The organism is Pseudomonas sp. GW460-LB5, assembly GCF_059423245.1.
In genome coordinates this window covers 15,667-35,545 of record NZ_JBWKXT010000030.1, presented here as the reverse complement: position 1 = coordinate 35,545, position 19,879 = coordinate 15,667, and the positions used below count along the sequence as shown (strand labels likewise).

Sequence of the window (19,879 nt, the reverse complement as noted above, 5' to 3'; positions counted from 1 at the left end):
TTCCTTGTAGGTGCTGTGAGTTAGGAGCGTGGGGGTACTGGTGCTTCGTCCCGGTTGAAGAGCTGGTCATGCTTTTCGGGGAAGAGGGAAATGTTGCCGCCGGTGCCGACGTACATCGGCGTGTCGAGGCTGGTGTTCTCGCTGCGCGTGCCGCGCTTGGTCGGCACTTTGTAGTCGAGCTTGTGCTTGATCTTTACCTGGTGGGAGTCGCCGATCTGGCTGAAGTCCAGGGTTATGGTGATCTTGCCGGCCTTCCCATGGTCGACAACCCCAGCGGCTACTTCCGAAAGGGCGTGACCAATTTGGCTGGCGAAGGCGCCGCCGTTGAGCTCCTGCAGGAACTCGGTGGTGTCAGTGGGCTTGGACATTGCTGCGTCTCCTGATGGACTATGCCGCTGGGCGGCAGAGTGATGTGCTGCTGGCGCCGGCCGTGCCGGACGCGCGCTGTAATGCTTTCAAGCGGAAAGCTCCATGTCTCGGTCATGCCAGCCGGCAAGCCACCAGCCGCAGTCCACGGTCATCCAGCCGTATGGCTGGGCATCGCGTGACTGGCTGTTGTCGCGGCAGGCGCGGCCGAGGTAGTAGGCGGTGGGGTGAACCTGCTGCCGGCGCTTCATCGCTACGCACCGGCGAGGTACGGAAGGGGCGCGAACGGTATGTCGTCATCGAAGCTATCGTGGTCAGGCGGCGCTGCCTGCTGGTTCTGCTGCTGGCGAGACGGCCGGCGTTGTTGCGGTTGCCGATCTGGCACCTGGCCTGGCTGCTGACCCTGCGGCCGGTTGCCTAGCAGCTGCATCGTGCCGTTGATGTCGACGATGATTTCTGTGGTGTAGCGCTTGATGCCGTCCTTCTCCCACTCGCGGGTCTGCAGCTTGCCCTCGATGTAGACCTGGGAGCCCTTGCGCAGGTACTCGCCGGCGATCTCGGCGACCTTCCCGAACAGCGACACACGGTGCCACTCGGTGCGCTCGACCTTCTCGCCCGAGCGCTTGTCCATCCACTGCTCGCTGGTGGCCAGGCTGAGGTTTGTGACGGCATTGCCGTTGGGCAGGTACCTCACTTCAGGGTCTTGGCCGCAGGTTCCGACCAAGATGACCTTGTTGACCCCGCGACTCATGACTGAGCAACCGCTGCCGCAACGATGAACAGCAGGGCCATGAGTGAGCACCAGCGCGTCGCGCTCTCGCCGACTTGGCGGGCCCTCACCAGCGCAACAACAGGCAGGGCTTTGGCCTCGATGGCGCGCTCCAGACTTTCCGCATAGCGAACTGCCTGTGGATAGCTGGTGTTGCGGCCGTAGACCCGATTGTCGCGGGATGAGACCACCATCCAGCCGTTCCCGGCCTTGGTTACGGTGAAACGTGACTTAGCGTGGAATGCCTCGGTCGCGGTGATGACTTCCTGGCGGAGCGTTTCGAGCCCGGCCTTGCTCTGTTCGATGGCTGTTTGCATGGTGTATTCCTCATTGTGGTCAGGCGTGGAGCTCGAAGGCCTCGGCCTTGCGAACGATTCGAACTTGGGCTGTGCGGCGCTCCGGCGCGCGGCGGTCTCGGCGCATGGGGTCGCTGTCGTTGATCACCGCATGCATGGCGATGAGACAGGCGAGCGCGATGCAGAGCGGGCTGATGATCTGTTGGCGCATGGCCTTGGTGACCGCCTCGATGCGCCGGCCGGCTTCCAGCTTGAACAGCGCTGCCTCGATCCGGTTGGCCACGGTGCCAGGGCTGACCGACATCTGGCGGGCGATTTCTTTGGTGGTGAGGCCTTGGGCTACCCACAGCAGTGCTTCGAGCTCACGGGGAGCTAGCGCCTTGCCGAGCTGGCCAATCCATGAGCCGCAAGTGATCGTTTCCATGATTATCCTCAGCAACCGCATTGGTCAGGAGCCAGGCGCGGGTGACCAAACCCACCGTGAAAGGTGGCCTGGCGCCTGCCAATGCGGTCGAAGTGAAGGGAAGGGGTGCAGGCGGTGAGCGCTACCTCACATGCATCTGGTCTGGCCGGGTAGGCCCCGGATTCGCCTGCGTGTACGTCGATTAATCTTTACTGCGGCGAGCCTTAACTTGGATAAGGCTTACGGTGATGCGCTTTAAATCGATGAAAACTGCATCGGTAATCCACATTCCGGGGCAAGCCGGGTGTCCGGACGCCTCACCAAAGGGCGAGACGCTTACCCAGGCTCACAATTCGCTGCGATCAACTCGCGTTCAATGTGGATCACCGATGCAGCCTGCGATGGGGAGCAGGGTATCGGGCAGTTAACGACAGGCTGTCGTGGCGCTGGTTGTTCAGTCGTCCTCGCCCTGGCTCAGCATCTTCTCGATTTCGGCTGCGGCGGGCTTCTTCCAGTTCTTGATATGGCCGGTTTCCAAGTCGATGTTCAGGATCAGGTAGTCGCCGTAGTGCTCGCCCGGGAAGAAGCCGGGAACGTAGCCCTCGTAGCTGCCCACTTCGTCGCCCTGTGCGTCCTGCAGCCCTGCGGCGAAGCCGTCGCGAACCTTGATGTGAAGGCGAAGCTCGGTCACGTCGACCTGAACCGTTTTTTGCTGATTGATCTGCATGCTGCGTTCTCCGGTTGATTTCCCGTCTGGCCCTGTCGCCAAGGCCAGCCAGTGAAATCTGATTTCCGCTCCATGCTTATTGCCGCGGCTATCCCCACCTGGCTGGGTCACACATTTCGTGTTCGGTGTTCTTCCCGGCTGGCTGCATGGTTTGGCGTCCTCCCATGAGGGGAGTCCGGCAGCTATCCAGAGGCTGCGTGGTCGACGACTTAGCTTGTCCCGACCCAGGTGATGGCCTGGGTGCGTCGAGGTGGTCACGTCTGGTTGTGTAAAGAGCGGTGGCCGGTGAGGGCCTCGGCAGCCCCTGGTGAGTGACTGCGTGCTGATGCGAATATCACGCAGCGTGTTTTTTATGTCAACACAATTTGTGATTTATTTTGCCTGAGGGTGTGTTGAGGATTTTCCCTAGGAGGCGGGTTCACGTTTCACGAGGCGTGATGTATGCTCATTGCAATAACTGGATGGATATACAGTAAAGGAGATGTCTTATGTCCAAGCAGAAGAAGACGGCACCACAAGGACGCCAAGAGATGACCGGGGTAGAGCGGCTCGGGCTGCGGGTTTCGTCGATGATCAATCACCCCATTGCACAGTCTCAGCGCTGGGTGACAATCCATCGCCTGGACACGGATGGAGACATGGAGTGGGAGGAGGTGATGGGGCTGATTGCAGAAACGCCAGAGTTGGACCTGACTTTCAACGATGACGAGAGCGTGACGGTGCGGTGGGAGCCACTGAGCGCCGATGATCGCGATGACCTGATCGTGGAGTGGGATTGGGAGGGGGAGAGGGCAGAGGAGGAGGCGCCATTCTAAACGCATACATTGTATTGGTTTAGTCACAATCGTGGGGTAACTTGCGTCGCTTCTGGCGGTCTGTGCTATTTTGAAGGTTGCTAGATCTCCACCATTTCACTAGAACTTGTAGCTAGTCGGTTTACTGAATCAGGGGTGAGCAATAAATTGTTTTGAAGGGAGAACGACATGAATGCAAGCGATGTATTTGAAGATGTCATTGTTATAAAGGAAGAGATGAATGGAAATCAATCCTCAGTGCGGCTTGCCCAATCGCAGCGGCTATTGATAGCTGACTCCTGCGTTCGACTGAGACCTGTGGCCTGGTCTTGGTTTTATTTGGGTGCTCACGTCACAATGGATAGGGAAAAGGCAGGAGAACTAATAGAGTTCGGTGAGAAGCTAACTCCTCTTTACATTGTTGTGAGTTAGCCGTGCTCTAAAAGCCTAGAGCACGGTGATGTCCATCAATTGGTAGGGAATCCCAGCTTGTCAAAGAAGGAGCGGTTCCGTTCTTTTGCGGATTTAACCAATTGGTCGAAGGATATGATTTCGATATAAGCATGGCTTGGTTCGTTATAGCCAAAATATCCTAGACCATCCGAGGTGACTCTAAGATTTGCTCGGCGGCAGCGTTTAGTCATTGTAGGTGTCAGGTCGCACACCACATAGATATACCCTGGAATTTTCTTGTTTCCGGGGATTGGTCTACCGGTTTTAGTGTGGACGCCACCTTCCCTGATACGGTCCAAGTAACCTAGGGCTTGATCTATAGGATCTTTATCCTCTCCTTCCTTCATGTCATCTCTCATTGGGCGTTTTATTTCAATGATGGTAAGGGATGCCATAGGGAAAGAACTGCCATCGTTGACTAAGATCGGATTGTCGAAAATCCTTAAGCTCAAGATGTCAGGTTCTTTTGTTGAGGTGCTATCTGTAATGGGCATCGAATTTAGTGTTTTATCAGAAGCGAGGTAAGCGTGGAATGAAAGTCGTTCATCCAGTAACCAAAGGTTGCTTCCGTCAGCCATCACCGAATCCGAGTCTTTGCCCATGGGGAAGATTAGCTCATGAATCGTGTCTTCTCGAGCATACTTTCCATCGTCAAGTCTGACTATTGAGGCTTCCAGTATGTCTATAATCGCTTTGCGATGCGATACGTAATTCGCAAGATCAGATTTTTTTATATCTTCAGCTTTGTTTATGTAGTTGCTTAGACGAGCTTTGTAATCCTCTACTGACTCAGCCTTTCCTGGGCGCATAATGTCGTGCCCTTCGCTTACCAATTCTCGCTCGATTGAGTACCAGATCTCGTGTAGATGGAGATCTAAATCTTTATCTGTGATGTCGGGTGCTACGATTAGTGCATCTGGTGATGCGTATCGTGTTATGAATCTGTATCGCGGTGCTTGGGTGTCGATAAAGGATGCTATTCTGCGATTGCCAGCTTCTATACTATCTCTAAGGTAGCTTTCAAGGTAAAGTTTCGCTCGATCCAATACTTTTTCACGGATCATACGTAAGCTTATTTCTGTTTGCGAGAACATCCCATTAAAGTCTTCCGCAATGTTGAAGGATGTTCTCTCGCTTCTGACGTTTTCATCTAGGTATGGTGAAGAAACATAGCAGTTGTAAATGAAGTCGCCGGAGGAGTCTGTTAGTTTTCCGGTTAGGCCTGGTATCTTTCCCTGAATACCTTCCTCTTTGGCTAGCCGATTGGCAGCGCACAATGCGATTTGATGTTTTCTAGATGTTGAATAGCGAAACTTTATATGGGTTAGCTCGAATGTTGAGCCTAGAATATCTATCTGCTCATGCGTAGCTGCAGACATCATATTCTTGTCATATAGTTCATAGATCTCGATAACTTCGTGTTCGTCTCTGACTGTGATTCGGGGTGCGCCATCTGGCCGAACAAAGTACCAAAGGCAGTGCTCAAGCAACTGGTTAGCAATTGTTGTTGCTGTTTTGGGGGTGGAGTCTCGATAACCCGGATTGAAGCCGAGAAGCTTGATGCGAGACCCGCTGCGCACTTCCGCTTTATCCTCGGTCGAAAGATCAAAGACGCCATTGGATTCATCTAGGCTAAATGTGCGAAATTTGAAGCCATCGCCATGTTGGTAATAGCTTTCGACTTCGACTTTATCGAAAGCCTTCAGCCACATGAGCCTTCCTACACCCCGGCAGCCTTTATCGATTTTGTGGTCTGAATCAAGAGTCTGGAATGAATTGAGATTTGTATCGTTAAATCCGCAACCATTATCCGATACCGTGAATCCTGTTATTGCTTCCACGCCATCCTCAATATCGAGAGATGATTGGCTGGAACGGGCAATGTCCAGAACTATGCGGCCAGTCTCTAGATTGCCTTTCTCTTCAATTGAATGAATGGAGTTAACAATCGCCTCAAATACGGGAAGAAGTCCGTGGCTCTTTGGTAGCGATGTGTTTCTTAGTCTTCCCTTTAAATTTGTGTGAAGTAATACGCTCATCACAATTCCATTTATTTGTACTAGGCTGAATATGTGTGAAATTTTCTAATGAATCATACGAAAAAACAACGTATACAAATTTTGGACCTTGCCGGTGGTTCTACATAGTGCCAAAACAAAACGCGAATGGTAGTGGCTTTTTGCTGGCATGGCAAACGCCCCCTTTAGATTCAGCCAATCGCCGCTCTCGGCACTTTTCATACTAGATGAGCATTCCACACCAAAAGCACCCTGGCCTGGATGTAGGTCTCATCAACCCGAATATCTTCAGGGGGATGATTCGTGTTGTCCGAGATCATCTTGAAATGGTCGCGACCCTTCTTCTGCAGGCGCTTAATGTACTGATGGCCCTGATGGGAAAAGTAGTAAATCCCGTCGCCCACGAACTCACGGATGCTGATGTCAACGACCAACGGGTCGCGGCTCTTGATGGTTGGCGCCATGGACTGACCGACACCCGTTATGAGCTTCAGATGGAAATGCTCTTTGAACTCGACACCCATCTCTCGCAGGTGAGTAGGGCTGACCCGGATGTCCTGCAGCATTTCAGGGAAGTCGTGAGCTACTTCACCATCGCCCATTGCTCCGCGCACGTCGTAGTGAGCAATCCACACCTCATCGCCCACGAGGCCGGGGCGAACGAAGTCAGCCGCGACGACACTGCTGGCGCTCGGCTCCTCAGCCGCAGCAAGGAGGCGCTGACGGGCCTCTTCCGGAATGCCTTTGCCGCTCTTTGCGAGCATCTGCCTGACAAGATCAGTCGTACTTCGGGCTGGCGCCGAAACCTCCGTCACTGCCGCAGAGCTCAGGAGTAGCTCGGATTGGTCGACTCCAAGGGCAGCTGCCATAGCGGCAATATCCGCCAGCGTTGGCTCTCGCGTACCGGCTTCATAGTTTCCGACGCGTGACTGCGATTTCCAGCCGCAAGCATCTGCCAGCTGGGCCTGGGACATTCCCGTCGCTTTTCTCAAGCGCTTAATGCGCTGGCTCAGTGATTCATTCATGCGCGGGATTTCATCACGAAATGAAATACACGGCTTTCACTTATTGTGATTGATATTAACACGATGCGTGTTTATCCTGAGTGCTAGTCATTGAGGAGCCCCGAATGAACAACGTCCGCAAGATCCGGGTATCGGCGGGGATAAGCCAAGCCCGCCTTTGCCGGGAGCTCGGCTGGAACCAGTCGCGCCTAGCCAATTACGAGGCCGGTCGACGGTGTGTCAGCCTTGATGCGGCTCGGAAGATTGTTGCTGCGCTGAACGGGTTAGGAGCCGAGTGCAGCCTTGACGATGCCTTTCCGCCAACGGCTCGAGATCCAGAAGCCGCCTGATAGATAAATCATCGCTGATCGGGCATTGCGGCAGTAGATGACTGAAACACCTGCGAATCCATCCAGTACTTGAATCGCAGACGAAAAAAAACCGCCTGGCAGGGCGGCTTTCTCTACAGCTTCATAACGGGTTTAAGCATGACAAACATCGTCCCACTTGACAAGTCCAAGGGGTTCACCCGGATGGACAACCAGCTCATGGATGGCCTGCTGGCTATCGATCTCCCCGCTCGGGAGATGAAGATTGTGCTGTACGTGGCCAAGGCCACCATCAACTTTAGGGCTGGTGCCCAGCGCATCCCGGCCACCGCCATTGCGAAAGCTATCCACGCTCACCCTGACACCGTGTCAAAGGCCGTTTCCAGCCTGTTGCGCCGTCGCGTGCTGTTCCGTGAAGGTGGTGCCCGGGGCGACATCGGCGTGAATCACCCGAAAGACTGGGTCTACGTGAATGATCCGAAACAGACCAAAACAGCCGATTCGGCTGAAGTGGTCCGAATCGGCGAAGAGTCGAAACAGACCAAAACCGCCGACTCCCTTCTTTATTCTAAGAAAGAAACCCCCTATGTAAATCTTCCTTCGGAAGATGTTACATGCCCCCCTAGTGAATCTGGGCAGTCCCCGGTGAAGGCTGAGCGCAAGGCTCCCTTCGGCAAGGTAGCGATGCTGGCCGACAACCCGCATGACCTGAGCGAGGCGCTGATCGCTGATTACCTAGCTATCCGCAAGGCCAAGCGTGCGCCGCTGACTGCACGTATCTGGTCGGTGCTGAATTCCAAGCTCGAGCAGTGCAAGGCCTTCGGTGTTCAGCCCAGCAAAGCGATGGAGATCGCCATCGAGAGCGGATGGCAGGGTTTCGAAGTGGAATGGGTCACCAAGCGTTTTGCATCCCAATCGCCCGCCCAGGTCAAGCCCAACAGCCGTCACCACGGCTTCAACGACCGCGATTATCACGATGGCCTTATTCCACGGGGGGATGGCTCCTATGCGTTCTGAAAAAGTGGTTCACCTGTCCAGCATTGCCGGCCCGCAGGTCACCTCCATGGCCATGTGCGAAGAGCATGGCCCGTATGAGGCAACTACTCACCAGGTCCTCAACCACACCTTTCGCTCACCATGCCCAGGCTGCAAGGCGGCGCAGGTTGCGAAAAGCCAGGCCGAGGACGTCAAGCGTCAGCGTGTTGACCTAGCCTACAAGCTGGGTGACTCGCTGATTCCAAAGCGATTCAGGGACAAGACCTTCGACAGCTACGCGGTGAGCTGCGACGGCCAGCAAAAGGCCAAAGCGCGCTGCGAACGTTACGCCGCCGAGTTTGATGCCAACCTGGCCGCCGGGCGCTGCCTGATTTTGGTGGGCAACCCCGGCACCGGCAAAACCCATCTGGGGGTGTCGATCGCCCAGGCCGTCATGGCCAATTCCACGCATACGGCTGCCTATCGAACCCTCGGCGGAATCCTGCAGGCCATCCGCGCCACATTCGATGGTAGTTCCGGCCAGACCGAGGGGAGCATCCTTGACGCATTGATTCGCCCGTCAATGCTGGTTCTCGATGAAGTCGGAGCGAGCAAGGAGGCCCCGAGCGATTTCGAGCTGAGCCGGCTGTTCTCGATTATCAACGGTCGCTACGAGCGGATGCTGCCGACCATCGTGATTTCCAACCTTGGCGCGAAGGAGTTGCCAGCGGCTATGGGCGAGCGATCGGCCGACCGGCTACGGGAGGGCGGCGGTATCGTCCTCCCGTTCGACTGGGCGTCCCACCGCGGCCGGGAGGCGATCTGATGCGACAGTCCAAGCTGACCAAGGCCGCGCGCGGGCGTGAGTGCCAGGTGCGCATACCGGGTGTCTGTAACGGCAACCCGGAAACCACCGTTCTGGCGCACTACCGCCTGGCCGGCACCTGCGGTGTGGGCATCAAGCCGAACGACCTGCAGGGCGCCTGGTCTTGCAGCGCCTGCCATGACGCTGTCGATTCGCGCAGCAAGACCATGTTCAGCCACGAAGAGCTGCGGTTGATGCACCTGGAAGGCGTGGTACGAACGCTCGACATCCTCGTGAGCGAAGGGAAGGTGGCCGCATGATCAGCTCAGCCATGATGTTCAGCGGCATTCCGATCTATGTCAGCGAGTACCTGCCCAAGACGAAGACCGTTCGCTGGCAGACAGAGCGGAAGTGGTGCCACTGGAAGAACGCTCCGGCCCTTCGTTACCGGCAGCGTGCGAAGGAAGTCCCTTGCGACCCGATGATCATGCTGGGCGGCCGGGCGTTCGTCTCCCCTGAAGCCCTAGCCAAGATCCAAGTCCAGCTGGGGAGGGCTGAACAGTGAAGCCGGCGATCATGAAGCCTGTACGGGCGAAGAAGACTCGGGCGAAGCCCGTAGACCGGGAGGGCCCAGAGCAGGCCGCGTTGATGGAAGAAATCTCGCTTCGCTACCCGGATGTATTCGAGCTGATCTACCACGTACCGAATGGCGGCCACAGGCACAAGAAGGTTGCTGAAAAGTTGAAGGACCAGGGCGTGAAGGCCGGCATCCCTGATCTGGTACTGCCGATGGCCCGGGGCGGCTACTTCGGCATGTACATCGAATTCAAGGCGACGGTTGACCCCGCGCCCGTCTCGCCCAGTCAGCAGGCGTGTATCCGGCGCCTGAATGATCAGGGCTATCTCGCCATCGTGTGCCGAGGGCACTTCGACGCTATGGAGCAGCTGCGGGCCTACTTGCTGCTGCCGAAAACGGAGGTTGCAGCATGACCAACACCGCCGCTGTGAAAATCAGCGATGCAGAGATTCGCCGGCAGGCCGCCGGCCAGGTGCGTGACCTGCGCGCCTTGGGCAATCACGGCCTTTATTTCCGGTTTCACCGTTCCCGCGAGCGCGGCTCGTGGTACCTGATCCACAAGGGCAAGTGGAACCTGATCGGCTCATACCCTGAGTTGAGCGCTGCCAAGGTGGCCGCGGCGCTGCCGGATATCCGCCTGCGCTTGGAAGCGGGTGAGGGTTCCAACCTATCGAGCTGGGTGCTGACCAGCGAGCTGCTGGCCTGGTTCGCTGAGCGCATGTCCCGCGACCGCAACCTCTCGACCAAGCGCAAGAGCACGGCGGCGTCGGCGATTAAGCAGCATCTGGTGCCGCGCCTCAGCCAGATCCCGCTGGCCCAGATCGACAAGGCGCTGCTCGACCGCGAGCTGATGTGGCCCCTGCAAGAGTCGCTGTCGATCGACTATGTGCGACTGGTGTTCCAATTGCTGGCCTTGTCTTTCCGGCAGGCTCGCAAGCTCGGCAAGATCAGCTCGAACCCCATGGCCGGCATCCGTTTTGGTGATTTCTCCAAGGCCAAGGTCAAGGTCAAGCCTTCGCGACTGCGTGGTGTGCACATCGAAGACCTGATGGCCCGGATGAAGAGCACCCTGGCCAACCGGCCGCAGCATGGCGTGCTGGCCCTGATGATGCTGTGCCACGGCACCCGACTGGGCGAAACCCGCCTGGCCCGCTGGAGCCATATCAGCCTGGCCGAGCGAGAGTGGTTTATTCCCGCTGAGCACACCAAGACCAGCGTGCAGCACCGCCTGCCACTGACCGACCAGGTGCGTTTCCTGCTGATGGCCTACCGCGAGATCCAGCGCAACGAAGGCTACGACGGCGAGTTTCTGTTCCCGGGGCGCCAGGGCAAGCCCATGAGCGAGGCCAAGGCATCCGCCGTGTTCACCGTCATGGGGCAGGGCGAGTGGACCAGCCACGACCTGCGCAAGCTGGCCCGCACCGGTTGGGCTGACCTGGGCGTCGACCACCTGGTGGGTGAGCTGCTGATCAACCATGCCATGGGCCACAACGTGAAGGTGTACATCCAGTCCGACGTCATGGCTCGCAAGCGTGAGGCGCTGGAGAAGTGGCACGCCCACCTTGATCAGAAGGGTTTCGCCTCGGTTCACGGCTTGACCGGTGATAGATCAACGGATTCATGGATTCTCTGCAAGGCCGCAGAGCGTGCGGGTTTCGACGGACTTCCGGTATCCACCATAAGCGAGGATTCGAAATGACCGTTGCTGAATTCGCATGCCAGGCTGCGGGCCTGCTGCTGGCCTACTACATCGGATGGGTTCGCGCTCATTACACGGTCGCTACCGAGTGCGAGCGCCTGGGCGGCTTTTATGTGGGAAGCAAAACGTTCCGCTGCGAGAAAGTCGAGGATTCGAAGGCATGAAGAAGAGCCACGGCCCAGCCTTCAATAAGGCCGTGATCGAGCTCGAGAAGTGCCCTTTGTGCCGTGGGAGAGCGGTCACCAAGGGCTTGTTTCACGAACTGCCATGCGACCACTGCAACGCCTCGGGCTGGGTAGCGGCTGCAACTGGCGAGGCCCTGGCCCTGGATGAACTGGTGACCCAGCTCAGCATGAGGCTTCGGGCCGCGCTCCAGCAGATCGAGCAGTTGAAGAAGCCTCAGGCCACCGGCCCGGGTGCGCATTATCAGGAAGGCAACCGGCTCGGCGCCGGGGGCAGCAACTACACCGGGGATTGAGGGGGAAGGACATGATTTACAGCAGCGTACTCGCGGCGGTCGTCTCGGCCCTGGCTGCGGAAGCGATCGATAACACCAGCAAGCAGGCCTGGCAAAAGCTATACGAGCCCGGCAGCGAAGACGGCCACGACATGGCAACCCTTAGCAGGTCGGTAGAGCGCGGCGAAATCAGCCGTATGGATGCTGACTGCTGGGTGTTCGCCAGGCTGCACAGCCAGCTGAAACCGCGGCACTGGGATGTCCTGGTGGCGAGGTTCAGCACGCATAAGGGGCGAAAGGTCCAGTCGATCAGCCGCCTGATCCCCATGATTGCCTCCCATGCGCCGAAGCTGTTCATCACCAGTGCAGTGACGGCTTGGGCGATCCCGAAGATGAAGGGCGCTGAAGGAAAGCGGTCGAGCGACATGATCGTGTTGCCGGCTCAGTTCTACGACATCAACCGCTGGGACCCGGACGCCCGGCCTGAGCGCACCCGCCGCCGCTGGAGGAAGGACATCGAGGACGTGCTGAAGCAGATGGCCGAAGAAGCGCTGGAGGCTGCGGCCGCCATCTTGAGCTACGAAGGTCTTTCGATGGAAAATGCCGCTTGACATCAAATGGCCGCATGGCCGATTATTTCCCCATCCTGTCATTCCTGCGCGTTGCTGAGGAGTGGCTAACAATCTGTCATAAAAGCCCGGCCGTTGAGCTGGGCTTTTTGTTATGCGCTCCTTATGGCAATCTGGCATCAGTCAAGATAAGGAGTTGTATATGACGAGATTCAACCAGCTACTTGAAGCTTACGACACCGCGTATTCTGATCGTCAGGCGTACTGGGACGCCGTCCGTAAGGCTATTCATGTGTTCGCAAAGGAGTTTCGCGAGTACCTTGGAGTTGAGGCTGATCAGAAGATTGACTTCAAGGGGAAGGGTTCGACGAAGGTGCTCAGCATCGGTGGGTTCAACAGCCTAGGTGCTTTCGAGAACCAAGCATTTGACGAGTGGCCGCGGACGAAAGATTCGGTTCAATTCGCTCTCAAACTTGCCTTCGGCAATGACCCCTCTGGGGAAACGCCGACCCAGGTCGTTTACAGGCTCTCGATTAAACAAGGCGAGCATGATGATATTTTCGAAGTGCGGGTGATCAGCGACTTTGACGCCTTTGAGACGAAAGGTCCGTCTTTCCAGGCTCTTTGTGAACATCTATGGCAAGAGACCCTACGAATGTTGCAACCTCGTAAGTAACAGACAAACCCGCCCGCTGGCGGGTTTTTTTATGGAGCAAGTAAATGGACCCGACCGACCTCGGCCCAGGCACAGCCACCTGGCTGGGCGGTAGTGGCATCGTCGTGACTGGCGCGCTGCTCTGGGTGCGCCGCTTTCTGTCCAAGGACGCTGCCGATCGCGCCATGGATAACGCCGACATCGGCACCGTTCGCCGACTGAATGAGCTGCTCGACTCCGAGCGCGAGGCCCGCAAGCTGGCCGAGACCCGCGCTGATCAGTTCGCCAAGGAGCGCAACGAACTTGCAGCAGCAGTAGGGCGGATGGAGGGAAAGATCGAAGCCCTCACCAGCCAGGTGGGCCAGCTCACCGAGAAGGTGACCACCCAGAGCGCCGAGATCTCCCGGCTTCGCTCCCAGCTTGGAGGCACAGCCTGAGATGGACAAATGCGCAATTGAATTCATTGCTCGTCGCTGGTGGCGTCGCGCTGAGGTCTGGGTCATCGCCATGCTGCTTTTTGCAGGCGGTGCAGTTCTGGGTTGGCAGTCTGCCTACTGGGCGACGGCTAGCACTCAGGCCAACCAAGTGGATGAGATCCGCCAGGCCTACGATGCCGCCATGGCCGAGCGTGACAAGCGCTTGGACGAACTGATCAGCAAGACCGAGAGCGCCGCGACCAAGGCCTCGAAGGCTGCAACCACTGCAACCCAGGCGGCAGACAAGGCCGACGAGGCACTCAACCGAGTGACGCAGTGATGGCTCGGCTCAAAACGTTGGGCTCAAGGATCCAGGAGAACGCAGGGTCGCGGGTCAAGGTGATAATGCCCGGCAGCTGGCGAAGCGGCATGACCAGCTCCCAGCGCGGCTATGGGTACAAGTGGCAGCAAGCCCGAGAGCGGTACCTGCGCGACAACCCGCTATGCATCTACTGTGAGCGGAACGGCCGTACGACGGCCGCAAAGGTGGTCGACCACATCATTGCTCACCGTGGGGACATGACTCTCTTCTGGGATCAGGCCAACTGGCAGAGCCTCTGCAAGCCTTGTCACGACTCGGTCAAGCAGGCCGAGGAGACAGCTGGCCTGTGCGGATGAGTCATCCGCAGATCGGCGAAGTCCATCCCAGCGGCATCGAAGCACGTCAGTGACGTGCTTCGAATGGGGGTAGGGGGGTCAAAAGCTAGGGATTCTCATCTAGCTAGACCGCCTCCGACCCCACGTAGACATTTTTCTCCCCCCTAAAGGTTTTTGTTAATGGTGTTAACAGACAAACAGCGACAGTTTGTTGACGCTAAGGCCCGGGGCGCGTCCAACAAAGAAGCAGCGGAAGCCGCGGGCAGTAAGCCCTCTACGGCTGCCGCAGCTGGTTCGCGCTGGGCCAATGATCCGAAGATCGCATCCGCAATTCTGGCTCGTAGAGCAGAGCTCAGTGTTAACCCTGAGCCGAGAAAGCGGCGCATCAAAGCGAAGGCCGATGAAGCCAATGAAGACCCCGTCGAGATGAACGAGGCCGACGGAGAGTTCCTTAGCTGCCTGCCTTCAACCAATGATCCATTGGTCTGGCTGCTCGCGCTGATGAACGAACCCCGGGCGAAAGTCTTCGACCGGCGCAACGCTGCGCAGACCGCCGTGCCGTATGTCCACGGGAAGAAGGCCGAGGCGGGCAAGAAAGAGCAAAAGGCGGAGGCCGCGAAAGAGGCCGGCAAGGGCAAGTATTCCCAAAGCAAGCCGCCGCTTACTGTCGTCAAGGGGTGACGCATGCTTTGGACTACGGCCTGCCCTGACTGGTGGCGGCGCCTGGCTGCCAGCGAATCAATCATCCCCGAACCGCTTTTCCCCGAGGAAGCAGAGGAGAGTCTGGAGGTTTTCAAGGGGCTGCGCATTGTCGATGCCCCAGGTAGCCCAACCATTGAAAGTGCATGTGCCCCATGGGTACTGGGTTTCGCAGGGGCTGTTTTCGGCAGCTATAACAGCGAAACAGGCGAACGCCTGATTCGGGAGTTCATGCTTTGCATCCCGAAGAAGAACAGCAAGTCGACCATCGCTGCTGCAATCATGCTGACGGCCCTGGTCCGCAACTGGCGGATGTCAGCGGAGTTCATCATCCTCGCTCCGACTAAGGAGATTGCCGACAACGCCTTCGTCCCAGCCAAGGACATGGTCAACACCGACGAAGAGCTGAAGGACCTGCTGCACGTGCAGCCACACCTTCGGTTGATCACTCACCGCGAGACGGGCGCCACGCTGAAGGTCGTCGCCGCTGATAGCGACGTGGTGGGCGGCAAGAAGGCCGTTGGCGTGTTGATCGACGAGGCATGGCTGTTTGGCAAGAACCCGAAAGCCGCCGACATGATTCGGGAGGCCACCGGTGGCCTGCTGTCCCGACCTGAAGGCTTTGTCATCTGGCTGACCACTCAATCGAACGAGCCGCCGGCCGGGGTGTTCCGGTCGAAGCTGAATTATGCCCGTGGCGTGCGTGACGGCCGCATCAACGACAATCGCTTCCTGCCGATCATCTACGAATTCTCGAAAGAGATGATCGACAGCGGCGCCGCGCGCAAGCCCGAGAATTTCCACCTGGTGAACCCAAACATGGGGTTCTCGGTGGATCGCCCCACGCTTGAACGCCTGTTCATGCAAGCGGAAATCGACGGCGAAGCTGAGTTGCGTGGTTTCCTGGCCAAGCACCTAAACATCGAGATCGGCCTGGCCCTGATGTCGGACGCCTGGGTAGGAGCAGAGTTCTGGGAGCCGCAGGCGGCCACCTGGCTCAACCTGGAGCAGATCCTTGAGCGGTGCGAGGTCATTGATGTGGGCGGTGACGGTGGCGGCCTGGACGACTTGCTCGGGCTTGCTGTCATAGGCCGAGAGGCTGGTACGAGACGGTGGTTCCACTGGGCGCATGCTTGGGCGCACCCCTCGGTGCTTGAGCGGCGCAAGTCCGAAGCTCCCAGGATCAAGGATCTCGAAGCGATTGGCGATTTGACCATCGTCAAGCGGATCGGCGATGACGTCGAGGAATTCGCTGCCATCGTCAAGCGCATCAACGAGACGGGGCTGCTCGACAAGGTCGGGCTCGACCCCGCGGGAATCGGTTCTGTTCTCGACGCCCTGGCTGATGCCGGTGTCGAGGAAGACAAGATTGTTGGCATTTCCCAAGGCTGGAAGCTAACCGGCGCGATCAAGACGACAGAGCGCAAGCTTGCCGAGGGCACGCTGCTGCACTGCGGCCAGCCGCTCATGGCCTGGTCGTGCGGGAACGCCAAAGGCGTCCCGTCGGCCAACGCCTTCTTGATCACCAAGCAGGCCTCGGGCACGGCCAAGATCGATCCGCTCATGGCTACTTTCAACGCCGTTTCTCTGATCAGCCTCAATCCTGAAGGCCGCGGGGGAATGGACAACTTCATGGCAGGCATTCGGGATCCACTGATCGCATGAACGCATTTCATATTTTCATCGCCTGCTCAGTGGTCGCTTTCTGCTTGGCATGCGGGGGCGTCTGGATGCTTGCTGGTACCGGCTGGGCTTTGCTCGCGGGATCGCTGAGCTTTTTCTGCATCGCCGGCTTCATCCGCAGAGGGCTTGTCAGTGATTAAATCTCTATCCCAGGCATTGGGGGCTGCTGTCACCAAGCCTTCAGCCAGCATGAGTGAATGGCTCGGCAAGACCATCAAGCTGTCGGATGGAGGTTTCTGGAGCGCTTTCAACGGTGCCCAGTCCAGTAGTGGTAAGTCAGTCAGCGTCGACAAGGCCATGCGCCTGTCCACCGTGTGGGCATGCGTCCGTATCATCTCGACTTCGGTAGCCGGCCTGCCGTTGAGCATCTACCGGCGGATGCCCGATGGTAGTCGAGAGAGCGCCCGGGACTTCCCGCTGTACGACGTTGTGCATAACAGCCCCAACGAAGATATGGCTGCCTTCCATTTTTGGCAGGCAGTCGTCGCTTCGATGCTGCTCTGGGGGAACGCCTATTGCGAGATCCACCGATCTGCTGGTCGGGTCATCGCTCTGGACTTCCTGATGCCGTCGAGAGTCGACCTCGAGTTCGACGATGACGGACGACTCAGATACTTCTTCAGGCCCCGTAAGGGCGCACGTCGAGAGATTCAGCGGCAGGACATGCTGCACATCCCAGCCTTTACCCTGGATGGTCGAGTCGGCCTTTCTGCTATTCGGTACGGAGCGGATGTGTTCGGTTCTGCGATGTCTGCAGATGATGCTGCCAACAGCACCTTCCGTAACGGCATGATGCCCACGGTCGCGTTTTCGGTCGACAAGACGCTGAACCCGGCCCAGCGCGTTGAGTTTCGTGAGTACGTGAAGACGATCTCCGGGGCGTTGAATGCCGGCAAGAGCCCTGTGCTCGAGCAAGGCGTGAAGCCGGAAATGATCGGCATCAACCCTGCTGATGCGCAGTTGCTGGAGTCTAGAGGACACAGCATCGAGGAAATCTGCCGCTGGTTCGGCGTCCCACCCTGGATGGTGATGAAGACCGACAAGGGCAGCAACTGGGGCACTGGCCTGGAACAGCAGCAGATCGCGTTTCTCACCTACTGCATCATGTCCTTCACGGCGCCTATCGAGCAGTGCGTAAACAAGTGGTGCATGACGGCTGTTGACCGGATCAAGTTCTACGCAGAGTACTCACTTGAAGCGTTCTTGCGTGCGGACAGCGCTGGTCGCGCGGCCTATCTCAGCACGATGGGGCAGAACGGCTACATGACCCGAAACGAGGGCCGGCGGAAAGAAAACCTTCCCAGCATGCCGGGTGGCGATGTACTGACCGTGCAATCCAACCTGGTGCCACTTGACCAGCTGGGCAAGCAAAACGATAGCCAGGCCGCAAGGGCCGCATTGATGAACTGGCTCCAACAGCCGGAAAAGTAAATCACGGGAGCAATCCATGAAGCACAAGATCCAGTCTCGCGGCCTGCGCAGCGAGATGAGCCCGCGCGCGCTCGAAAAATGGAATCCCGCGATCCAGGCGGCCGTCGAGAACACCTCGGACACCATCACTGTTTACGGAGTGATCGGCGAAGACTGGTATGGCGAAGGCGTCACGCTGAAGCGAATCGATGCCGCTCTGCGGGCCATCGGCGAGCGAGATGTCACCGTTTACATCAACTCGCCAGGCGGCGACATGTTCGAAGGCATCGCCATTTACAACCGTCTGCAAGAGCACAGCCATGAGGTCACCACCAAGGTGCTCGGCATGGCCGCCAGCGCTGCTTCGATTGTCTTCCTGGCTGGCAAGAAGCGTGAGGTGGCCAGTAGCGCCTTCCTCATGATCCACAACTGCTGGACCTGGCTCGCTGGCAATCGCAATTACCTGCGTGATATCGCCGACGACATGCAGGAGTTCGACGCCGCGATGGCCGACCTCTATGCCGAGACCAGTGGGCAGTCGGCAGAGGACATGGCTGAGCTGATGGACGACGAGACCTACATCCGTGGCAAGCGCGCCGTGGAGCTGGGCCTGGCCACCGGGCTGTTGTCGTCGACAGAGGTCACCGAGCGCGAAACCGAAGACGCCGCCCAGGCCAATGCACTCAAGGCCATGGATGTAGCCCTGGCCAAGGGCGGCATGCCTCGTTCCGAGCGCCGTGAACTATTCGCCAGTTTCAAGTCCGGCATGCCTCGCGCTGCCGGCGGGGGTACGCATAACGCTGCCCCGCCCGATAAGCCTCGCGCTGTCGCGCCAGACCTCTCCGCCTCTCTGAGCGCGGCAACCAACCTCCTCAATTCTCTGAAAGGAAAGTGACCATGGACTTTGAAGCCCAAGTCAAGGAACTCAACGCCAGCCTCAAGGGCATTGGCGATCAGATCAAAAGCCAGGCCGAGGCGACCGAGAAGCAGATCAAGGCCTCCGGCGAAATGAATACCGAAACCCGCGCCAAGGTTGATGAACTGCTGACCAAGCAGGGCGAGCTTCAGGCGCGATTGGGCGAGGCCGAGCAAAAGCTCGTTAACGCAAGCCGGGATCGCAACCATCAGGAGGAGCCGCAGAAATCTGTAGGCGCCCTCGTGATCGAAAGCGAAGAAATGAAGGACATGAACTCATCCTTCCGCGGCTCTCGCCGTGTCTCCGTGCCGCGTGCGGCCATCACCACCGCAACCGGCGGTGACCTGGTGCAGACTCAGCGCCTGCCGGGGATTATTGCCCCAGCTCAACGCCGACTGACCGTTCGCGACCTGGTCGCGCCGGGTACCACCGAATCGAACTCCATCGAGTACGTCCGTGAGACTGGCTTCACCAACAACGCGCGCACCGTGGCGGAGACCACTGCCAAGCCGTACTCCGACCTGACCTTCGGCCTGACCACTGCGAATGTGCGAACCATCGCCCATTTGTTCAAAGCCAGCCGCCAGATGCTGGACGATGCCAAGGCCCTGCAGAGCTACATCGACGGTCGTGCACGCTACGGCCTGAATATGGCTGAAGAGGCTCAGCTGCTTTACGGCAACGGTACCGGTGTGAACCTGCAGGGCCTCATGACCGTTGCTCAACTGTACGCCGCCCCGGCTGGCGTTGCAGTAGTGGGCGAGCAGCGCATTGACCGCCTGCGCCTGGCTCTGCTGCAGGCCGAACTGGCCGAGTTTCCATCGGACGGCATCGTGCTCAACCCGATCGACTGGGCGGCCATTGAGCTGACCAAGGACGGGGAAGGCCGCTACATCATCGGTCAACCGCAAGAGGGCACTAACGCGAAGCTGTGGAATCGTCCGGTGGTTTCCACCCAGGCCATGACCCAGAACGACTTCCTGGTTGGTGCCTTCAAGCTCGGCGCTCAGATCTTCGACCGCATGGAAATCGAAGTGTTGATCTCGACCGAGAACAGTGATGACTTCGAGAAAAACATGGCAACGATTCGTGCTGAAGAGCGCCTGGCCTTTGCCATCTATCGCGACGAAGCGTTCGTTACTGGCCCGCTGGTCACGCCTTAACCATCCCGCAAATCGGCGCCAGAAATGGCGCCGCAATGG

Annotated in this window: 29 protein-coding genes; 21 read left to right on the top strand and 8 right to left on the bottom strand. The window is 58.1% G+C overall.

Annotated elements, in window-relative coordinates:
• Positions 1-20 precede the first annotated feature (20 nt).
• The 6 genes from AC07XM_RS18510 to AC07XM_RS18485 all read right to left on the bottom strand — a co-directional run bounded on the left by AC07XM_RS18510 (position 21) and on the right by AC07XM_RS18485 (position 2,561).
• Positions 21-368 carry a YfdP family phage-associated protein gene (locus AC07XM_RS18510; protein WP_102689476.1) on the bottom strand — a complete coding sequence of 116 codons (348 nt, stop codon included), beginning with the start codon at positions 366-368 and terminating at the stop codon, positions 21-23.
• 87 nt (positions 369-455) lie between these two features.
• Entirely contained in the window at positions 456-617 is a 162-nt protein-coding gene (locus AC07XM_RS18505; RefSeq protein ID WP_012053518.1) for a hypothetical protein, read from the bottom strand.
• 2 nt (positions 618-619) lie between these two features.
• Entirely contained in the window at positions 620-1,117 is a 498-nt protein-coding gene (locus AC07XM_RS18500) for a single-stranded DNA-binding protein (protein WP_102689477.1), read from the bottom strand.
• Complete coding sequence (locus tag AC07XM_RS18495) at positions 1,114-1,452, bottom strand: hypothetical protein (RefSeq protein WP_070086588.1); 339 nt, start codon at positions 1,450-1,452, stop codon at positions 1,114-1,116. Before AC07XM_RS18495 ends, AC07XM_RS18500 begins: the two co-directional genes overlap by 4 nt.
• 19 nt (positions 1,453-1,471) lie before the next feature.
• Positions 1,472-1,855 carry a response regulator transcription factor gene (locus tag AC07XM_RS18490; RefSeq protein ID WP_102689478.1) on the bottom strand — a complete coding sequence of 128 codons (384 nt, stop codon included), beginning with the start codon at positions 1,853-1,855 and terminating at the stop codon, positions 1,472-1,474.
• A 433-nt stretch (positions 1,856-2,288) separates the two neighbouring features.
• Positions 2,289-2,561: a hypothetical protein gene (locus tag AC07XM_RS18485; RefSeq protein ID WP_102689479.1), complete on the bottom strand. Its 273-nt coding sequence runs from the start codon at positions 2,559-2,561 to the stop codon at positions 2,289-2,291.
• A gap of 488 nt (positions 2,562-3,049) precedes the next feature.
• On the opposite strand from AC07XM_RS18485, the gene AC07XM_RS18480 reads away from it, so the two are divergent.
• Both AC07XM_RS18480 and AC07XM_RS18475 read left to right on the top strand, forming a co-directional pair.
• The gene (locus AC07XM_RS18480) at positions 3,050-3,376 is read left to right on the top strand and encodes a DUF1654 domain-containing protein (RefSeq protein ID WP_102689480.1); all 327 of its coding nucleotides are present in this window, start codon (positions 3,050-3,052) and stop codon (positions 3,374-3,376) included.
• Between the two features lie 168 nt (positions 3,377-3,544).
• Positions 3,545-3,787, top strand: coding sequence for a hypothetical protein (locus tag AC07XM_RS18475; RefSeq protein ID WP_146024532.1), 243 nt, complete (start codon positions 3,545-3,547; stop codon positions 3,785-3,787).
• Positions 3,788-3,822: 35 nt separating this feature from the next.
• Here AC07XM_RS18475 and AC07XM_RS18470 read toward each other — a convergent pair whose 3' ends face one another.
• Both AC07XM_RS18470 and AC07XM_RS18465 read right to left on the bottom strand, forming a co-directional pair.
• Positions 3,823-5,847, bottom strand: coding sequence for an ATP-binding protein (locus tag AC07XM_RS18470; RefSeq protein ID WP_102689481.1), 2,025 nt, complete (start codon positions 5,845-5,847; stop codon positions 3,823-3,825).
• A 197-nt stretch (positions 5,848-6,044) separates the two neighbouring features.
• Positions 6,045-6,851 (bottom strand): XRE family transcriptional regulator, encoded by an 807-nt coding sequence (locus AC07XM_RS18465; RefSeq protein ID WP_102689482.1) that lies wholly within the window; start codon positions 6,849-6,851, stop codon positions 6,045-6,047.
• Positions 6,852-6,955: 104 nt separating this feature from the next.
• Here AC07XM_RS18465 and AC07XM_RS18460 point away from each other — a divergent pair, with 104 nt between their 5' ends.
• The 19 genes from AC07XM_RS18460 (at position 6,956) to AC07XM_RS18370 (ending at position 19,840) form a co-directional block, all read left to right on the top strand.
• Positions 6,956-7,180 (top strand): helix-turn-helix transcriptional regulator, encoded by a 225-nt coding sequence (locus tag AC07XM_RS18460; protein WP_102689483.1) that lies wholly within the window; start codon positions 6,956-6,958, stop codon positions 7,178-7,180.
• 138 nt (positions 7,181-7,318) lie between these two features.
• Positions 7,319-8,176 carry a phage replication initiator YdaU family protein gene (locus AC07XM_RS18455; protein ID WP_102689484.1) on the top strand — a complete coding sequence of 286 codons (858 nt, stop codon included), beginning with the start codon at positions 7,319-7,321 and terminating at the stop codon, positions 8,174-8,176.
• A complete protein-coding gene (locus AC07XM_RS18450; RefSeq protein WP_102689485.1) occupies positions 8,166-8,960 on the top strand; it encodes an ATP-binding protein in 795 nt (264 codons plus the stop codon). Before AC07XM_RS18455 ends, AC07XM_RS18450 begins: the two co-directional genes overlap by 11 nt.
• Positions 8,960-9,259, top strand: a complete 300-nt coding sequence (locus AC07XM_RS18445; RefSeq protein ID WP_102689486.1) for a DUF1364 domain-containing protein — start codon at positions 8,960-8,962, stop codon at positions 9,257-9,259. Before AC07XM_RS18450 ends, AC07XM_RS18445 begins: the two co-directional genes overlap by 1 nt.
• Positions 9,256-9,504, top strand: coding sequence for a hypothetical protein (locus AC07XM_RS18440; protein ID WP_102689487.1), 249 nt, complete (start codon positions 9,256-9,258; stop codon positions 9,502-9,504). The genes AC07XM_RS18445 and AC07XM_RS18440 overlap by 4 nt, the downstream gene beginning before the upstream one ends.
• Positions 9,501-9,929, top strand: coding sequence for a VRR-NUC domain-containing protein (locus tag AC07XM_RS18435; protein WP_102690328.1), 429 nt, complete (start codon positions 9,501-9,503; stop codon positions 9,927-9,929). Before AC07XM_RS18440 ends, AC07XM_RS18435 begins: the two co-directional genes overlap by 4 nt.
• Positions 9,926-11,215, top strand: a complete 1,290-nt coding sequence (locus AC07XM_RS18430; protein ID WP_102689489.1) for a tyrosine-type recombinase/integrase — start codon at positions 9,926-9,928, stop codon at positions 11,213-11,215. Before AC07XM_RS18435 ends, AC07XM_RS18430 begins: the two co-directional genes overlap by 4 nt.
• The gene (locus tag AC07XM_RS18425) at positions 11,212-11,379 is read left to right on the top strand and encodes a hypothetical protein (protein WP_172455935.1); all 168 of its coding nucleotides are present in this window, start codon (positions 11,212-11,214) and stop codon (positions 11,377-11,379) included. The genes AC07XM_RS18430 and AC07XM_RS18425 overlap by 4 nt, the downstream gene beginning before the upstream one ends.
• A complete protein-coding gene (locus tag AC07XM_RS18420; protein ID WP_102689490.1) occupies positions 11,376-11,693 on the top strand; it encodes a hypothetical protein in 318 nt (105 codons plus the stop codon). The genes AC07XM_RS18425 and AC07XM_RS18420 overlap by 4 nt, the downstream gene beginning before the upstream one ends.
• A gap of 11 nt (positions 11,694-11,704) precedes the next feature.
• Entirely contained in the window at positions 11,705-12,283 is a 579-nt protein-coding gene (locus AC07XM_RS18415) for a hypothetical protein (RefSeq protein WP_102689491.1), read from the top strand.
• A gap of 160 nt (positions 12,284-12,443) precedes the next feature.
• Positions 12,444-12,917 (top strand): hypothetical protein, encoded by a 474-nt coding sequence (locus AC07XM_RS18410; protein ID WP_102689492.1) that lies wholly within the window; start codon positions 12,444-12,446, stop codon positions 12,915-12,917.
• A 44-nt stretch (positions 12,918-12,961) separates the two neighbouring features.
• The gene (locus tag AC07XM_RS18405; protein ID WP_102689493.1) at positions 12,962-13,333 is read left to right on the top strand and encodes a chemotaxis protein; all 372 of its coding nucleotides are present in this window, start codon (positions 12,962-12,964) and stop codon (positions 13,331-13,333) included.
• A gap of 1 nt (position 13,334) precedes the next feature.
• Positions 13,335-13,652, top strand: coding sequence for a hypothetical protein (locus AC07XM_RS18400; protein ID WP_102689494.1), 318 nt, complete (start codon positions 13,335-13,337; stop codon positions 13,650-13,652).
• Positions 13,652-13,990 carry an HNH endonuclease gene (locus AC07XM_RS18395; RefSeq protein WP_102689495.1) on the top strand — a complete coding sequence of 113 codons (339 nt, stop codon included), beginning with the start codon at positions 13,652-13,654 and terminating at the stop codon, positions 13,988-13,990. The genes AC07XM_RS18400 and AC07XM_RS18395 overlap by 1 nt, the downstream gene beginning before the upstream one ends.
• Before the next feature lie 159 nt (positions 13,991-14,149).
• Entirely contained in the window at positions 14,150-14,650 is a 501-nt protein-coding gene (locus tag AC07XM_RS18390) for a terminase small subunit (protein ID WP_102689496.1), read from the top strand.
• Between the two features lie 3 nt (positions 14,651-14,653).
• The gene (locus tag AC07XM_RS18385) at positions 14,654-16,333 is read left to right on the top strand and encodes a terminase large subunit (protein WP_102689497.1); all 1,680 of its coding nucleotides are present in this window, start codon (positions 14,654-14,656) and stop codon (positions 16,331-16,333) included.
• A gap of 150 nt (positions 16,334-16,483) precedes the next feature.
• A complete protein-coding gene (locus AC07XM_RS18380) occupies positions 16,484-17,782 on the top strand; it encodes a phage portal protein (protein ID WP_019750980.1) in 1,299 nt (432 codons plus the stop codon).
• A 16-nt stretch (positions 17,783-17,798) separates the two neighbouring features.
• On the top strand, positions 17,799-18,656 hold the full coding sequence (locus AC07XM_RS18375; RefSeq protein WP_014756111.1) for a head maturation protease, ClpP-related: 858 nt from the start codon (positions 17,799-17,801) through the stop codon (positions 18,654-18,656).
• A 2-nt stretch (positions 18,657-18,658) separates the two neighbouring features.
• The gene (locus AC07XM_RS18370) at positions 18,659-19,840 is read left to right on the top strand and encodes a phage major capsid protein (protein WP_016485706.1); all 1,182 of its coding nucleotides are present in this window, start codon (positions 18,659-18,661) and stop codon (positions 19,838-19,840) included.
• The last annotated feature ends 39 nt before the right edge of the window (positions 19,841-19,879 follow it).

Bases quoted from the DNA above. Each gene is read 5' to 3' on its own strand.
- AC07XM_RS18510 (WP_102689476.1), bottom strand. From the start codon at position 368: ATGTCCAAGCCCACTGACACCACCGAGTTCCTGCAGGAGCTCAACGGC.
- AC07XM_RS18505 (WP_012053518.1), bottom strand. From the start codon at position 617: ATGAAGCGCCGGCAGCAGGTTCACCCCACCGCCTACTACCTCGGCCGC.
- AC07XM_RS18500 (WP_102689477.1), bottom strand. From the start codon at position 1,117: ATGAGTCGCGGGGTCAACAAGGTCATCTTGGTCGGAACCTGCGGCCAA.
- AC07XM_RS18495 (WP_070086588.1), bottom strand. From the start codon at position 1,452: ATGCAAACAGCCATCGAACAGAGCAAGGCCGGGCTCGAAACGCTCCGC.
- AC07XM_RS18490 (WP_102689478.1), bottom strand. From the start codon at position 1,855: ATGGAAACGATCACTTGCGGCTCATGGATTGGCCAGCTCGGCAAGGCG.
- AC07XM_RS18485 (WP_102689479.1), bottom strand. From the start codon at position 2,561: ATGCAGATCAATCAGCAAAAAACGGTTCAGGTCGACGTGACCGAGCTT.
- AC07XM_RS18480 (WP_102689480.1), top strand. From the start codon at position 3,050: ATGTCCAAGCAGAAGAAGACGGCACCACAAGGACGCCAAGAGATGACC.
- AC07XM_RS18475 (WP_146024532.1), top strand. From the start codon at position 3,545: ATGAATGCAAGCGATGTATTTGAAGATGTCATTGTTATAAAGGAAGAG.
- AC07XM_RS18470 (WP_102689481.1), bottom strand. From the start codon at position 5,847: ATGAGCGTATTACTTCACACAAATTTAAAGGGAAGACTAAGAAACACA.
- AC07XM_RS18465 (WP_102689482.1), bottom strand. From the start codon at position 6,851: ATGAATGAATCACTGAGCCAGCGCATTAAGCGCTTGAGAAAAGCGACG.
- AC07XM_RS18460 (WP_102689483.1), top strand. From the start codon at position 6,956: ATGAACAACGTCCGCAAGATCCGGGTATCGGCGGGGATAAGCCAAGCC.
- AC07XM_RS18455 (WP_102689484.1), top strand. From the start codon at position 7,319: ATGACAAACATCGTCCCACTTGACAAGTCCAAGGGGTTCACCCGGATG.
- AC07XM_RS18450 (WP_102689485.1), top strand. From the start codon at position 8,166: ATGCGTTCTGAAAAAGTGGTTCACCTGTCCAGCATTGCCGGCCCGCAG.
- AC07XM_RS18445 (WP_102689486.1), top strand. From the start codon at position 8,960: ATGCGACAGTCCAAGCTGACCAAGGCCGCGCGCGGGCGTGAGTGCCAG.
- AC07XM_RS18440 (WP_102689487.1), top strand. From the start codon at position 9,256: ATGATCAGCTCAGCCATGATGTTCAGCGGCATTCCGATCTATGTCAGC.
- AC07XM_RS18430 (WP_102689489.1), top strand. From the start codon at position 9,926: ATGACCAACACCGCCGCTGTGAAAATCAGCGATGCAGAGATTCGCCGG.
- AC07XM_RS18425 (WP_172455935.1), top strand. From the start codon at position 11,212: ATGACCGTTGCTGAATTCGCATGCCAGGCTGCGGGCCTGCTGCTGGCC.
- AC07XM_RS18420 (WP_102689490.1), top strand. From the start codon at position 11,376: ATGAAGAAGAGCCACGGCCCAGCCTTCAATAAGGCCGTGATCGAGCTC.
- AC07XM_RS18415 (WP_102689491.1), top strand. From the start codon at position 11,705: ATGATTTACAGCAGCGTACTCGCGGCGGTCGTCTCGGCCCTGGCTGCG.
- AC07XM_RS18410 (WP_102689492.1), top strand. From the start codon at position 12,444: ATGACGAGATTCAACCAGCTACTTGAAGCTTACGACACCGCGTATTCT.
- AC07XM_RS18405 (WP_102689493.1), top strand. From the start codon at position 12,962: ATGGACCCGACCGACCTCGGCCCAGGCACAGCCACCTGGCTGGGCGGT.
- AC07XM_RS18400 (WP_102689494.1), top strand. From the start codon at position 13,335: ATGGACAAATGCGCAATTGAATTCATTGCTCGTCGCTGGTGGCGTCGC.
- AC07XM_RS18395 (WP_102689495.1), top strand. From the start codon at position 13,652: ATGGCTCGGCTCAAAACGTTGGGCTCAAGGATCCAGGAGAACGCAGGG.
- AC07XM_RS18390 (WP_102689496.1), top strand. From the start codon at position 14,150: ATGGTGTTAACAGACAAACAGCGACAGTTTGTTGACGCTAAGGCCCGG.
- AC07XM_RS18385 (WP_102689497.1), top strand. From the start codon at position 14,654: ATGCTTTGGACTACGGCCTGCCCTGACTGGTGGCGGCGCCTGGCTGCC.
- AC07XM_RS18375 (WP_014756111.1), top strand. From the start codon at position 17,799: ATGAAGCACAAGATCCAGTCTCGCGGCCTGCGCAGCGAGATGAGCCCG.
- AC07XM_RS18370 (WP_016485706.1), top strand. From the start codon at position 18,659: ATGGACTTTGAAGCCCAAGTCAAGGAACTCAACGCCAGCCTCAAGGGC.